This is a genomic window from Verrucosispora sp. FIM060022 (genome assembly GCF_003977705.1).
In the GTDB taxonomy this organism is placed as follows: domain Bacteria; phylum Actinomycetota; class Actinomycetes; order Mycobacteriales; family Micromonosporaceae; genus Micromonospora; species Micromonospora gifhornensis.
Genome location: NZ_RQIV01000001.1, coordinates 1,468,944 through 1,482,575, shown reverse-complemented (window position 1 = coordinate 1,482,575; position 13,632 = coordinate 1,468,944). Strand labels below are relative to the sequence as shown.

Annotated in this window: 13 protein-coding genes and 2 pseudogenes; 9 read left to right on the top strand and 6 right to left on the bottom strand. The window is 72.0% G+C overall.

Translation table 11 applies throughout. The annotated features are described in order from the left end of the window. Positions 1 to 69: 69 nt before the first annotated feature. The gene (locus EG812_RS06435) at positions 70 to 957 is read left to right on the top strand and encodes an LLM class flavin-dependent oxidoreductase (RefSeq protein WP_013733956.1); all 888 of its coding nucleotides are present in this window, start codon (positions 70 to 72) and stop codon (positions 955 to 957) included. 72 nt (positions 958 to 1,029) lie between these two features. Next, positions 1,030 to 1,449 (top strand): archease, encoded by a 420-nt coding sequence (locus EG812_RS06430; RefSeq protein ID WP_126711036.1) that lies wholly within the window; start codon positions 1,030 to 1,032, stop codon positions 1,447 to 1,449. 13 nt (positions 1,450 to 1,462) lie between these two features. Here EG812_RS06430 and EG812_RS06425 read toward each other — a convergent pair whose 3' ends face one another. Beyond that, on the bottom strand, positions 1,463 to 2,881 hold the full coding sequence (locus EG812_RS06425; protein WP_013733958.1) for an RtcB family protein: 1,419 nt from the start codon (positions 2,879 to 2,881) through the stop codon (positions 1,463 to 1,465). Positions 2,882 to 3,089: 208 nt separating this feature from the next. Here EG812_RS06425 and EG812_RS06420 point away from each other — a divergent pair, with 208 nt between their 5' ends. After that, complete coding sequence (locus tag EG812_RS06420) at positions 3,090 to 3,593, top strand: anthrone oxygenase family protein (RefSeq protein WP_013733959.1); 504 nt, start codon at positions 3,090 to 3,092, stop codon at positions 3,591 to 3,593. Positions 3,594 to 3,690: 97 nt separating this feature from the next. Next, the gene (locus EG812_RS06415) at positions 3,691 to 4,650 is read left to right on the top strand and encodes a pentapeptide repeat-containing protein (RefSeq protein ID WP_233579396.1); all 960 of its coding nucleotides are present in this window, start codon (positions 3,691 to 3,693) and stop codon (positions 4,648 to 4,650) included. 64 nt (positions 4,651 to 4,714) lie between these two features. Here the strand turns inward: EG812_RS06415 and rnhA are convergent, their stop codons facing one another. The 3 genes from rnhA to EG812_RS06400 form a co-directional block, all read right to left on the bottom strand. Further along, the gene (gene rnhA / locus EG812_RS06410; protein WP_013733961.1) at positions 4,715 to 5,182 is read right to left on the bottom strand and encodes a ribonuclease HI; all 468 of its coding nucleotides are present in this window, start codon (positions 5,180 to 5,182) and stop codon (positions 4,715 to 4,717) included. A gap of 97 nt (positions 5,183 to 5,279) precedes the next feature. Beyond that, on the bottom strand, positions 5,280 to 6,527 hold the full coding sequence (locus EG812_RS06405) for a lycopene cyclase family protein (protein ID WP_126711035.1): 1,248 nt from the start codon (positions 6,525 to 6,527) through the stop codon (positions 5,280 to 5,282). A 302-nt stretch (positions 6,528 to 6,829) separates the two neighbouring features. Next, entirely contained in the window at positions 6,830 to 7,414 is a 585-nt protein-coding gene (locus EG812_RS06400) for a hypothetical protein (RefSeq protein WP_126711034.1), read from the bottom strand. Positions 7,415 to 8,499: 1,085 nt separating this feature from the next. Between EG812_RS06400 and EG812_RS06395 the strand changes: the two genes are divergently transcribed. The 5 genes and pseudogenes from EG812_RS06395 (at position 8,500) to EG812_RS06380 (ending at position 10,902) form a co-directional block, all read left to right on the top strand. Next, complete coding sequence (locus EG812_RS06395) at positions 8,500 to 8,961, top strand: hypothetical protein (protein ID WP_013733964.1); 462 nt, start codon at positions 8,500 to 8,502, stop codon at positions 8,959 to 8,961. 154 nt (positions 8,962 to 9,115) lie between these two features. Beyond that, entirely contained in the window at positions 9,116 to 9,730 is a 615-nt protein-coding gene (locus tag EG812_RS06390) for a class F sortase (protein WP_126711033.1), read from the top strand. 74 nt (positions 9,731 to 9,804) lie between these two features. Continuing rightward, complete coding sequence (locus EG812_RS06385; protein ID WP_126711032.1) at positions 9,805 to 10,344, top strand: histone H1; 540 nt, start codon at positions 9,805 to 9,807, stop codon at positions 10,342 to 10,344. 51 nt (positions 10,345 to 10,395) lie between these two features. Continuing rightward, positions 10,396 to 10,578, top strand: a pseudogene (locus tag EG812_RS30040) (SEC-C metal-binding domain-containing protein); the annotation flags it as partial. Then, a complete protein-coding gene (locus tag EG812_RS06380) occupies positions 10,552 to 10,902 on the top strand; it encodes a YchJ family protein (RefSeq protein WP_353505298.1) in 351 nt (116 codons plus the stop codon). The pseudogene EG812_RS30040 and the gene EG812_RS06380, both read left to right, overlap by 27 nt. 52 nt (positions 10,903 to 10,954) lie before the next feature. On the opposite strand, the gene EG812_RS06375 is transcribed toward EG812_RS06380, so the two are convergent. Together EG812_RS06375 and EG812_RS29525 are read right to left on the bottom strand one after the other, a co-directional pair. After that, positions 10,955 to 12,265, bottom strand: coding sequence for an MFS transporter (locus EG812_RS06375; RefSeq protein WP_126711030.1), 1,311 nt, complete (start codon positions 12,263 to 12,265; stop codon positions 10,955 to 10,957). 619 nt (positions 12,266 to 12,884) lie between these two features. Then, positions 12,885 to 13,610: pseudogene (locus EG812_RS29525) on the bottom strand (mechanosensitive ion channel family protein); the annotation flags it as partial. Positions 13,611 to 13,632: the final 22 nt, after the last annotated feature.

Sequence of the window (13,632 nt, the reverse complement as noted above, 5' to 3'; positions counted from 1 at the left end):
CTTTATTGAGCACACATGTTCTGACCGGCATAGCATTGGCGTTCTCCGCTCTCAGGAAGGACGACCGCGATGAGCGACTACGGACACGACCTGATCTTCGGCTCGTTCCTGACCCCCGGCAGCGCCGACGCGACGCAGCCGGTCCGGCTCGCCATGCTCTCCGAGCAGGTCGGGCTCGACCTGGTCACCTTCCAGGATCATCCCTACCAGCCCGCGTACCTGGACACCTGGACGCTGATGAGCTTCGTCGCCGCCCGGACCAGCCGGGTACGCCTGGCCGCGAACGTGACAAACCTGCCGCTGCGTCCACCCGCGGTGCTCGCACGCAGCATCGCCAGCCTCGACCTGCTCAGCGGTGGCCGCACGGAACTCGGTCTGGGCGCCGGAGGATTCTGGGACGCCATCGAGTCCATGGGCGGGCGACGCCTCTCCCCCGGGCAGGCGGTACGGGCGCTGGAGGAGGCGATCGAGATCATCCGCCAGGTCTGGGACGCCGGCGCACGGGGCGGCGTGCGGGTCGACGGCGAGTTCCACCGGGTCATCGGGGCCAAACGCGGTCCGGCCCCCGCCCACGACGTACCGGTCTGGATCGGGGCGTACAAGCCACGGATGCAGGCGCTGACCGGACGCCTGGCCGACGGCTGGCTGCCGTCGCTGCCCTACCTGCAGCCCGGTGACCTGGCCAAGGGCAACGCCGTCATCGACGAGGCCGCCACCGCCGCCGGCCGCTCCCCCACCGACGTACGCCGGCTGCTCAACATCAGCGGACGGTTCACCGCGACCGGCAGCGGCCCGCTGCAGGGCCCGGCCGAGCAGTGGGCCGAGGAGTTGGCCGACCTCGCCCTGACCGAGGGCGTCAGCGCCTTCATCCTGGCCAGCGACGACCCCGACGACCTGCGGCGGTTCGCCGCCGAGGTCGCACCGGCCACCCGGGAGCTGGTCGCCGCCGAACGGTGATCGCCTGCGGCGGCCCGACCCGTCGGTGAGAGCGGTCACCGCGCCGGTCCGGCGGGCGGCATCATTCGGGGCATGGGGGCAGCACGCGGGCATCGGTTGGTGCCGCACACCGCCGACGTCCGCATCGAGGCGTGGGCGCCGGACCGGGCCGGCTGCCTGGCCGAGGCGGTCACCGCGATGGTCGAGTCGTTCGCCGACCTCGCCGGTGCCCGACCCCACGCCGAACGGGAGTTCCGCCCGCCACCGGCCGCCGACGAGGACCTGCTGGTCGCCGTCCTCGACGAGGTGATCTACCGGATGGAGACGGCGGACGAACTGCCGCTGGTCACCGAGATCACCGACGACGCGGGTGGCCTGCGGGTGCGCTGGGGCGTCACCGCGACCGGCGAGGTGGAGCTGACCGGCGCGGTACCGAAGGCGGTCTCCCTGCACGAGCTGCGCTTCGGCGGCAACGACGCGGGCTGGTCCGGTGCGGTGACCCTGGACGTGTGACGGCTGCGGCGACTCAGCCCTTGACCACACCCAACGGCACCAGCCGGGCCACCTTGCGGCACAGCCCGGCGCCCTCGGCCGCCTCGACGACAGCCGAGACGTCCTTGTACGCCGCCGGCATCTCCTCGGCCAGGCCGCGCCGCGACGCCCCGCGTACCACGATGTCCCGGGCCTCCAGTTCGGCGCGGGGATCCCCGCCCGTGCCCGCCGCGACCGCCTGTTTGCGGCTGCGCACCCGCCCCGCGCCGTGGCAGGTGGAGGCGAAGGCGGGCGAGTTCGCCACCCCGGTCAGCACGTACGAGCCGGTGCCCATCGAGCCGGGAATGAGCACCGGCTGGCCGACATCCCGCAACTCCTCGGGCAGGTCGGGGTGGCCGGGCGGCAGGGCCCGGGTGGCGCCCTTGCGGTGGACGCACAACCGCCGCACCGCCCCGTCGACCGCATGCTCCTCGATCTTGGCGAGGTTGTGCGAGACGTCGTAGACCAGGTCGAGCCGCCGGCCCGTCTCCCGCTCGAAGATCCGGCTGGTCGCGTGGGCGAGCAGCTGCCGGTTGGCTCGCGCGTAGTTCGCTGCGGCGGCCATCGCACCCAGATACGCCCGACCGGCCGCCGAGGCGACCGGAGCACAGGCCAGCTGCCGGTCCGGCACCTGGATGCCGTGGCTGCCCATCACCTGTTCCATGGCGCGTACGTGATCGGTGCAGATCTGGTGGCCGAGCCCGCGCGAACCGCAGTGGATCATCACGCAGACCTGGTCGGGGCGCAGCCCGAACGCCTCGGCCACCGGTACGTCGTACACCTGGTCGACGGCCTGGACCTCCAGGAAGTGGTTACCGGAGCCGAGGCTGCCGACCTGGTGGGCGCCGCGCTCGATCGCCCGGTCGCTGACCTGTGCCGGGTCCGCGTCGTGCACCGCGCCGTAGTCCTCGCAGCGCAGCAGGTCCCGCTCGATCCCGAAGCCGCGCTGCACCGCGTACCGGGAGCCGCCGCGCAGCACCGCGTCCAGCTCGTCGCGGCCGGTGAGCTGCCACACCGCGCCGCTGCCCATACCGCGTGGGGTGGCCGCGCTCAGCGCGTCCATCACCGCCTCCAGCCGAGGCCGCAGCTCGTCGCGGTCCAGGTCGGCGGCGAGCAGCCGGACCCCGCAGGAGATGTCGAAGCCGACCCCGCCGGGCGAGACCACCCCGCCGACCGCGACGTCGGTGGCGGCCACCCCGCCGATCGGGAAGCCGTAGCCCCAGTGCAGGTCGGGCATGGCGTACGAGGCGCCGACGATGCCGGGCAGGGTGGCGACGTTTGCCACCTGCTCCAGCGACCGGTCGGCCACCGGATCGGGCAGCAACGCGCGGGACGCGAAGATCACCCCCGGGACCCGCATCGGATCACGCCGGTCGATCCGGAAACGGTACGGCGACTCCTCGACCAGCTCCACCCGCGGCGGCTACCCACGCTCGTGGTGCCTACACCTACCCGCGCATCAGGGCGGGGTACGCCCAGCGACGTGCCGGCCCGGCACCGTCGTACGCCGAAAGGCGACCCGGATCCGGGTCCGTGGACGGCAGGCGAGCACCGTCGGCGCACCTACCGTTGGCCGCGCACCAGATCGAGCGTGCCCGTCCGGGCACCGATGGGAGGATGCGATGCGCGGCAAACTCATCTGGCTCGCCCTCGTCGGCCTGACCTGGGCGGCCATGATGTCGTTCGGTGGAGTGGCAGCCGAGACGGTCATGCTCTACCCGAACATCTTCCACGACCCGCCGGCCTCGCTGGAGCGGGCCCGCGAGTTCCTCGCCGTCAGCGGCCCCAGCGACTACTTCCCCCCGCTGGGCGCCTCGGTGGTGCTGCTCAGCGTCGCCGCGACGGTGCTCAGCTGGCGTCAGCGCGGTCTGCGATGGTGGATCGCCGCCGCGACAGTGGTCTTCGTCGCCTGCGAGTTCCTGTTCTCAGTGGTCTTCTTCTGGCCCCGCAACGAAATCATGTTCGTCGATCCGGCCGGCACGCACTCACCGGAGTACCTGCGCCAGGTCGCCGACGAGTTCGTCGCCGGGCACTGGGTACGACTCGCCGGTGGGGCGGTGACCGCCGCGCTGTCCTTCACCGCGCTCCTCCGCTGGGCCCGTACCGACCAGCGACAGGTCCCCTGATCGACGCCGATGCCCGCGCCTCGACCCGTGGGCGGCCGGGCCGGCCCGGCGGGAACAATGAGTACCGGCAGCGGATCAGCGAGAAGGGGCGGCCAACGTGTCGGAGATGACCGGAGCGGCCACGGCGGACCCGACCGCAGGCACGACCGGCCGCACCGGCGCAGAGCGGGCCGCAGCGGGGCGGGCCGGCGCAGGGCGGGCGGTTCCCGGCGTCGGGGCGGTGGAGGGTGGGCTGCGCGCCGACTGCGCCCGCTGCTTCGGCCTCTGCTGCGTCGCCCCCGCGTTCGCCGCGTCCGCCGACTTCGCGCACGACAAGCCCGCCGGCCAGCCGTGCCGCAACCTGCGTACCGACTTCGGCTGCGGCATCCACCCCGAGCTACGCGAGCGCGGCTTCGCCGGGTGTACCGTCTTCGACTGCTTCGGTGCCGGTCAGCGGGTGGCGCAGCAGACCTTCGGTGGCCGGGACTGGCGTAACGCGCCGGAGCACGCCCATCAGATGTTCGACGTCTTCGCGGTGATGCGTTCGCTGCACGAACTGCTCTGGTACCTGACCGAGGCACTGCGGTTGCGGCCACCGGCCGACCTGGCCGCGCAGCTGTCCGCCGCGCTGGCCGAGACCGATGCGGTGGCCGCCGGCAGCCCGCAGGATCTGCTCGCCCTCGACGTCGACGGGCACCGGGCGAAGCTCAACGTGCTGTTGTCGCGTACCGCCGAACTGGCCCGCACTCGCGGCGGCGCCGCCGGCGCCGACCACCGGGGTGCCGTGCTCGTCGGCCGGGACCTGCGCCGGGTCGACCTGCGTCGGGCGAACCTGCGCGGCGCGACGCTCATCGGGGCGGACCTGCGCGGCGCCGACCTGACCCGCGCCGACCTGACCGGTGCCGATCTGCGCGGGGCGGACCTGCGGGGCGCGGATCTGTCCGATGCTCTGTTCCTGCACCAGGCTCAGGTCGACGCGGCCCGTGGTGACCGGCAGACCCGCCTACCGGTCCGGCTCGGTCGGCCCGCCCACTGGTCGGCCCTGCCGCTGACCCCCCGCCGCACCCGACGACGCTGACCGCCCGCCGACACCGCGTCGGTGGCTACCGGTTCTCGGTCGCCTGGCGACGAGGGTGGCCCGTTCACACGGTGGCGGATCGCGCCTCGGTCATGCCCTGGTTGGCCAGGGCGTCGGCCCGCTCGTTCTCCGGATGTCCGTTGTGGCCCTTGACCCACAGCCAGGTCACCCGGTGCCGGGCGCAGGCCGCCTCCAACTGCTGCCACAGGTCGGCGTTCTTCACCGGCTGCCGGGCCGCGGTCAACCAGCCGTTACGTTTCCAGGACGCCAACCAACTGGTGATGCCGTTGCGCACGTACGTGCTGTCGGTGTGCAACTCGACAGTGACCGGCCGGGTCAGGCTCTCCAGAGCCTTGATGGCGGCGGTCAGCTCCATCCGGTTGTTGGTCGTCGGGGTGGCCTCCCCACCGCAGATCTCCCGCTCGTGGGCGCCGTAGCGCAACACCGCGCCCCAGCCACCCGGGCCAGGGTTTCCGCTGCACGCGCCGTCGGTCCAGATCTGCACGACCCGACCGGCCGCCTCGTCCACCATGCCACCAAACCTACCGAAGCCACCTGCACCGACCGACGACCGGCCACGCGGGCCCGCGGGAACCCTGGACCCGCGACCCACCCCTCGACCCGTGGTCTCAGGGATCCGAACCGACGACCGGCGGGGGCACCCGCCAGGCCGGCCGACGCGACGGTACGACCCGGTCGCGAAGCCGACCGGCGGCATCGCCCACGGCCGCCGCAGCCATCGGTACCAGCCGGGTCGAGTTCATCACCGCCAGGTCCTCCGCCACACTCGTGGCACCGTCGAGGAACCGCAGCACCCGCGACGCCGGATTACGGTCGAACAACCGGGCGAAGAACGCGGGGCCGTCGACCAGGTCACGGTCCAGGGCCCGCAGCGCGACCGCGTCCATCCAGCGATGCCGAGGGGGGTACGCCGGACCCGGCACCGGTGGCCGTCCGGCAGCCAGTGCCCGGGCCACCTGGTCGGCCTGCCGGTACATGGCCGCGAAGGTGAACCCGGTGGACGGGCGGGTCGCACCGCCGGCGGTGCCCAGGCGTACCACCCGAGGTGACGGGCGGGCGACGAACGGCCCGTCGGTCATCGGGATGACCCCGTTCTCCACCTCGCCCACGGTGAACCGGGCCGGGTCCAGACCGAGCAGGTCGCAGTAGCCGCCGAGGGCACGGTCGTACGCCGCCCCGGTGAGCAGGTCCGGTGAGAACTCGGTGTACTCGACCAGCGCGTACCGGCTGCTGACCGGCAGCACGTACCCGAAGGACACCCCACGGGTCGGCTGCGGCGTACGGAAGTCCATCAACACGGCACGGGTCGGGTCGAACAACGGACGGTCCGCCGCCAGCCACCACCCGCGGAAATGCTGCAACCAGTTCGTCCGCCCGGGCCGCTCGGGTGGTCGGGGTCGGGAGTCCAGCACCCAGCCGGCCCGCAGCGCCGGCCCATCGGTGCCGCCCACCAGCACCCCGTCCCCATGATCGGTCACCGTGTCGGCACTGACGACCACGCGGGTCACGCCCAGCAGTCGCTCCGCCTCGGCCGCCCGGTCGTAGATCGGTGACGACCGCAGCATCGCGTACCGCAGCGGAGCGACGTCGAGGACGCGCTGCTTCTCGGCGGTGACCACCTCGACCCGCGACCAACTCGCGCTGAGCAACTCGTCCAGGTCGTTTCCGGGCCGGTCCCAGAACGCCCAGGTCCGGTCCTGACCGCGCCGGTGCACCGGATCGACCACAGCAATACGCAGATCGCGCACGCCATGCCGGGCCAGGGCGGCGAGCACCAGCGACGCCGCCCCACCCCCACCGAGCAGGGCGAGGTCGACCTCCAACGGCACGGAACCCATCCGGCCACGCTGCCACATCCAGCGGGCCGTGCAGCAGGGGGCCCCTTTGGGCTCTGGGGTGATCGTGCCTTGTTGTGGGGTGGTTGCGGTGGAGGGTTGGGGCGGCTGTGCCCGGCTTCGGGCGGTCAGGCTTGATCCGTACGCCGGGCACGGTCGCCCCAACCCGACCCGGTCGGCCTTCGTCCATCCCGTCGGCCTCCGCTTTCGGCGGCCCCGTGGGTGTTGTCGGGGTAGGTGGGTAGACGCCATGTGGCCGGCACCCAGGTTCGGGTGCCGGCCACATGGTTTCTTGCTCCCCCTGTGGAGGAATGTCTTTGGGGTCAGCTGTTCCAGTACTTGGCGACCAGGTCAGCGGCCTGCTGCTCCCACTGGGCGTAGTGATCCGGGTACGCCGACACCTGCACCGTCTGCGCGGCCCTGGTCAACGGCATGTCCTGCCAACCATCAACCTGCTTCAAACCCTTCAGGAACGCGGTCGTGGAGTACTCGGGGTCGGTGATCTGCTCCACCGTGCCCCAACCACTGGACGGACGCTGCTGGAACAAGCCCTGCGAGTCATGGTCGTTACGGTCACCCAGGTGACCCAGGTTCTCCAACTTCGACTCCTGCAACGCGGTGGCGATCGACACGACCGCCGCACGCTCATCCATACCGGCCTTCTTCGTCGCCGCGATGATCGCCTTCGTGTTCGCGACCTGCTCACCGTTCAGATCGATACGCGACTGCGCACCCTGCACACCATGCGGGATCAACTTGCCCGCATCCGGCTTCTCAGCCTGCACCACGGCGGGGGTGGTCCTCACCTCGGTGGTGTCGGCGTGAGCCGCCACCGGACCGGCGAACACACCACCGGCGAAAGCCAGACCAGCAACACCCAGCACGCTCTTACGGAAGATCGAGTTCATCACCAAGCTCCATTCGGGGGTAGACACACACCACGGGGGACAGGTGCATGCAAACGCCGTCAGGCGCTCAAAAAGGGGGGGAAGGTTCACCGGCTCACTCGCGGGGCGGAGCCCATCGCGCACATCGCGGGGCGGGAAACCATCGCGGCGCCGGGACCATGTACAACGACCGACCACCCACCATCATTCCCGGGGGCCGGGCCAACCACGAAGCCATCTGGCCTGCTCCGGAAGCCTCCATCAGCCGGTCAGACATGTACAACGACCTGGCCGCCACCACCATTCCCCGGATGCCCTCACGCCGGACCGGACATGCCACGCACCAACACCCCCACAGCCCCAAACCGGACCTGCCGTGAACCGCTCATTTGACTCCACACCACGGGCCCACCCTCAAACGCCGCACGGACTGGTCTTCCAGAGAGGGGCTGGGGCGGGCAGCGCACGGCCGGGCAAGCCGTCATAGCCAGGATCGCCAAGGCCGGACATTCGACTCATCATGCGGCAGACGCAGAAGTCCACACAGTCATCGCGCGGCATGGCCTGGCGGGACCATCGCCGTTACGCCGAAACGGCGGGATCCGGGGCGGCGGGAAACCGCCATTCCGGCGTAACGGATTCGATCACCGCGACGAACGTGAGCGGATCGCGAATGTAGGCGGACACAACGGACATTCGGCGATGCAGACACAGGCCAGCGGGGTGCTTTAGGTCGGCGCACCGAACGGGCGCGAGGCCCTCGGGGACAGGGCGGGGCGGCGGCGCGAGCGGACCTGGGGAGGAACGGGCGCGGGGCCGAAATGAGGCAGGGGTGGATTCACTGTCAGAGGGCCGGCGGGTCCGGGGGCAGGAATCGGCGGGGCAGGCGCATGCGGGGCAGGCGAGGGGGTGTGTCTGGGGCGGCGAGCGGAGGACATGGGACGTTAACGGGGATTTCTCATTTTCATCGGATCGGGGGGCAAGGCCCCCTAGTGTTGGGCACACCGGTGCTAGTCGCGGAGTTGGCCACCCGAGCAGCGTCCTACGTAGTCAGCGGACGAAAAGTGAGGGAAGCGCGTATGAAGGCAACCAATGTTCTCGTACCAGTGGCGGGGGGTATCGCTCTCGGGGCGCTGCTGCTGCCGGGCACCGCACTGGCCGACACCACCGTGTCGCCGTCGACCACCCCGGTCGGGGGGACCGTCGTGCTCACTGCGACCAACTGCAACCCGAACTCCGGCGATGCGATCTTCCACGTCACCGGACCGGACCGTGACCAGAATGTCCGGTCCACCACCGCAGCGGCCGGCGGCGGATTGAGCGCCGAACTGTTCACCGCCGGTTTCACCCTGGGGACGTACACCGTGGCTGCCACCTGCGGCGACGGTACGGCCGACGGTAGCGCGACCTTCACGGTCACCCCGATCGGCGGCGCGCAGGCCGGCGGTCGGGCCGACACCGGCGGCGGGACCATGGCCGCTGGGGCGACTCTGCTCGTCACCTCGCTCGGCGGCGCGGTCATCCTGGCCCGACGCCGTCGCCACGCAACCGAGGCCGCGACGCTCTGAGCGATCAGACTCCGACGACGGGTGCCCGCGCCGCAAGCCCGGCACGGGCACCCGTCCGCGTCTGCCTGCACCGGCGACGCATGGCCGAGCACCGGCCCGCCGGCGGCGATGAGCAGTACCGCCAGGGCAGGCCGATCACAGGAGGTACGAAACAATGCGGGGACATCGGCTCGGTCGCCTCCTGGTGACGTTGTCCGCAGTGGCGGGGCTGGCGCTGGTCGGAGCCGGTGTGGCGCGGTTGCCGCCCCGGCCGCCGCAGCCCGACGTCGCCGGTGTGCCGCCCCGGGCGGTGACGGCGCCGAGTCTGTCGCCGTTGCCGCGCGCCGACCCCGTCGAGGTCCGGATATCCCGCATCGGCGTACGCGCGCCACTGATTGCGGTCGCTGCCGACCCGGCCGGGGCGTTGGAGGTGCCCCCGCTGGACCGACCCGGCGTGGCCGGTTGGTACTCCCCCGGTGTCAGCCCCGGTGAGATCGGCAACGCGGTGCTGGTGGGCCATGTCGATTCTCCGGTCGGGCCGGCTGTCTTCTTCGACCTGGGACGGTTGCGTCCCGGCGACACCATCCACATCGCCCGGGCCGACGCCACCGTGGTCCGCTTCGCCGTCGACGGTGTCGTGGCGTACCCGAAGGACGGTTTTCCCACCGACCTGGTGTACGGCCCGGGCGCCGTCGCCGGGCTGCGCCTGATCACCTGCGGCGGCCGGTTCGACCAGGACAGCGGCGAGTATGTCGACAACGTGATCGTGTTCGCGACCCGCACGGCGTGAGGCGCTACGGCCGCGTTTGACCGGCCCGGTGTCGGGAAGACCGTGCGTCCACGGCAGATCCCGAGGAGCGACGAATGGCGGACGCAGGACGAGCCAGGAAGCACACCACAGCGCGTAAGGTTCCACCGCCGGCCAAGGTGGCGGCGAAGAAGGTGGCGACGGCGACGAAGCGGGCCACCGGAGCCACGGCCGCGAAGTCCCCGGGCGGGAAGCCGACACCGACGACCCCACGCACCGCCCGCAAGAAGGCGGTCTCCGCCACGGCCACGCCGACCCGTCGGCCCACCGCCAAGGCGACGGCGGCGAAGAAGACCACCACCCCGAAGACCGGCAACGCCGCGAAGACGGCACCGGCGGTCAAGAAGGCAACGGCGGTCGCCAAGAAGACCTCGACAGCCACCCGGGCGACAGCGAAGAAGGCACCGGCCGGTAAGGCCACCGGCGCGACGGCACCGGCGCAGAAGACGACCACGAAAAAGGCGGCGACGCGCAAGAGCACCGCCTCCCAGTCGGCGGCGTCCCGGTCCCGTACGGCGAGCACGACCCCGGCGAAGAAGGCCACGACGATGGAGTCGTTCGGCAGTCGGCGCGGCGCGCGTACCAGGTCGCGCTGACCGAGGGCCCTCGGGACCCGCGCGTACGAGACTGCGGTGCGCGCAATCGGCATGATCCGGCCTGCGCACGAGCCGGCGTTGCCCGACGGCCTACCCCCGGCGTGGCCTGCTGGGGCGGGCGCGGCGAGGATGGCGTGCATGGCCAGACGAGACAGCAGACAGCCGCGACGGGCCGTGACGGTGGGAGTGTGCCCGTGCGGGACGGGTCTGCCGTACGGGGACTGTTGTGGGCGGCTGCATTCCGGTGAGGCGCAGGCGCCGACGGCCGAGGCGCTGATGCGTTCCCGATACGCCGCCTTCGCCGTCGGCGACCCGGACTATCTGCTGCACAGCTGGCACAGCAGCACCCGGCCGGCGCGGCTGCGCCTCGATCCCGGCCAGCGGTGGACCGGCCTCGAGGTCGTCGCCACCGAGCAGGGCGGGTTGTTCGACAGCACCGGCACCGTCCAGTTCCGCGCCCACTACCGCGACGGTGCCGGTGCCGGCTCGATGACCGAACGCAGCCGCTTCGTCCGTGAGGACGGCCGCTGGGTCTACCTGGACGTCGACCGGCCCTGACCACCCACACCGTCACACCACGCTCGACGTCGACGCCTCGACCGCCGCACTCTCAGACCACGCTCGATGCCGACGCCTCCGGTCGTGATCGACGGGACGTGGGCCGGCCACCGCGGAGCATCAGCAGGGCGATCAGCGCGTACGGCAGGGCGGCGAGCGCGAAGGCCACACCGTTGCCGCTTGCGGTGGCGACCACACCGAACCAGATGTACACGGCGATGGTGATCAGCTCGGTGGCCATGCCGGCCAACGAGGTGATGGTGGCCCGTCGGGTGCCGCTGATCCGCGCCTGCAATCGCGCGTCGGCCAGCACCGAGGCGAGCTGGAATCCGCAGAACGCCCCTGCCAGCAGCACGAAGCCGGCCGGGTGCCGCAGCAGTGCCCCGCTGGCCAGGGCTGCCGCCGACCCGGCCAGCAGCAGGGCGTACCCGCGCACGCGTAGCCGCTCGCCGGCCGGGGCGAGCAGGCCGCCGAGCACCTGTCCGACCGCGAGGAGCAGAAGCAGCAGCGGCACCGTGGTCAGGGCGACGCCGGTGTCGCGGGCCAGCAGCGGGGTGTACTCCTCCAGCGCACCCCAGGTCGCCGTCACCACCGCGACCAGCAGCACCCCGGCGCGTACCCGCCGATCCCGGCGGGCCTCGGCCAGGCCGCCGCGCAGTCCCTGCCACCAGCCGGGCTCGTCGGCCGGATCGGCCGGATCGCGGTGCTGCGTCGGCGCGACCGGGGCAGCCGGGGCAGCCGGGGCAGCCGGGGCAGCCGGGGCAGCGACGATGAGGGTGTCTGTGGCCGTGGCCCGGTGCTCCGGGAAGCGGGTGGCCACGGCGGCGGCGAGCAGGCAGGCCACGACGCTGGCCAGGCCGACGGCGGGATAGCCGCCGTACCCGAGCACCGGCCCGGCCAGCACGATCGACGCGAGTACGCCGACGGTGCCGGCGGTGCGGGCCCGGCCGATGGTGCGGGCGTAGCGCTGGGCGAGACCGAGGTGATCGAGTTCGTCGAAGACCAGCGCTTCGAGCGCCCCGGAGGCGAGCGCACCACCGGCACCCCAGAGCACGAACCCGAGCGCGAACGCCGGATAGGACGGCACGAACGTCCACAGCGCGAACCCGGCGGCGGTGCACAGCGGCGCGAGGCAGAGCAGCAGACGCCGGGAGGTGGCGTCGGCCCACGCGCCGGAGGGCACGTCCAGCGCGATGCCGGCCACCGACCAGATCACGAACAGCGAGGAGATCTGCCCGACCGACAGGCCGCTGTCGGCGAACAGCAGGGCGTACACCGGATAGAGCAGGACCAGGTCGGTGAGGAACGCGTACGCGTAGAGGGTGGTCGCCAGACGGCGACCCCCGGCGATGGTGAGGATCATGAGGCCTTCCGGGTGGGACGGGATGACGGACGCCGGTGTTGCAGCGTCCGCAGGCGGCCCACGGCCTCGGTTCAGGCATCAATGTCGCCAGTGCATGGCGGCGATGGTAGCCGGTGGGGCGATTTGTCGCTGCCCCACCGGCGATGCGGAACGGGGCCGCGAACAGCCCCGTTCCGCATCCGCCTCAGCGGCGTGGCTCGTCGTCGCGCCGGGGTAGGACGATTGTCGACTCGCTGTCGTCGGCGGTGCGTTGGGTCGGCACCTCGGGCGCCGATGTGGTGACCTGGGTGGTTTCCGGGTCGTCGTCCTGGCGGGGCAGCGTCGTCGTCGGGTCGCTGTCGATGCCGGCGGTGTCGACGATCTGGGTGGCCTCCGGGTCGTCTCGGCGGGGCAGCGCAGTCGTGTCGTCGTTGCTGCCGGGGGCGGTGACGATCTGGGTGGCCTCGGGGTCGTCGTAGCCGGGACGGTCACCGAAGGACCCGGCGGAGGTGCTCGCGGTCGGAGCGGTGAAGGTCGGCTCGGCCGGTACGTCGACGGCGGGAGTGGTCGGCCCGGTGGGGGTGGTCGGCCCGGCAAAGCTCGTCGACTCGGTGACGATGCCGGCGGCAGGGGCGACGGGTTCGGCCGGGCGCTGCTGGGCGTCGCGGCGGGTGGCGGAGTAGGCGCGGGCATGCTCGGTGATGGTCCGCGTCTCCTGCTCTGCGCGGGACAGCCAGGACTCCCAGCGGCTCTGCATGGGCCGCACCAGCCCGCCGCCGACCCCGACGACCAGGATGCCGCCGACGGTGGCGAGCACGGCGATCAGCACCGGAGTGGTCACGGCGGTGGCGACCCCGATCTGGTTGAGGGCGGCGATGATGCCCAGACCGAGGATGAACACCGAGGCGATGGTGGCCAGCAGCCGGCCGTACGACAGGCCACCGAGCGCCCCCGAGATGATGTCCTTCACCGCGCTGGCGATCGCCGCGGCGACGACCACGATGACGATCGCGACGAAGGCCCGCGGCAGCCAGGCGATCACTCCGGCGATCAGGTCGGAGATCGGGTTCGGGCCCCAGATGCCGAAGGCGAGGTAGAGGGTGAGCAGCAGGACACCGTAGTAGGCCAGCCGGGCGACGATGTCGCTGGCGTCGTACCGGGAGTTGGCCAGCGCCCGGCGGATGCCGCCACGCTCGACGGCGCGGTCGAAGCCGACGCGTTCGAGCAGCCGGTCCGCGAGCTTCAGTACGGCCTTGGCGATCAGCCAACCGGCCACCAGGATCGCCACGAAGGCGACGGCTCGGGGTAGGAAGAGCAGTATCGAGCGGAGGGTCTCCCCCACCGCGTCACCGAAGTTGTCTCGCATCGGAGGGTCCTCCACAGGGGGC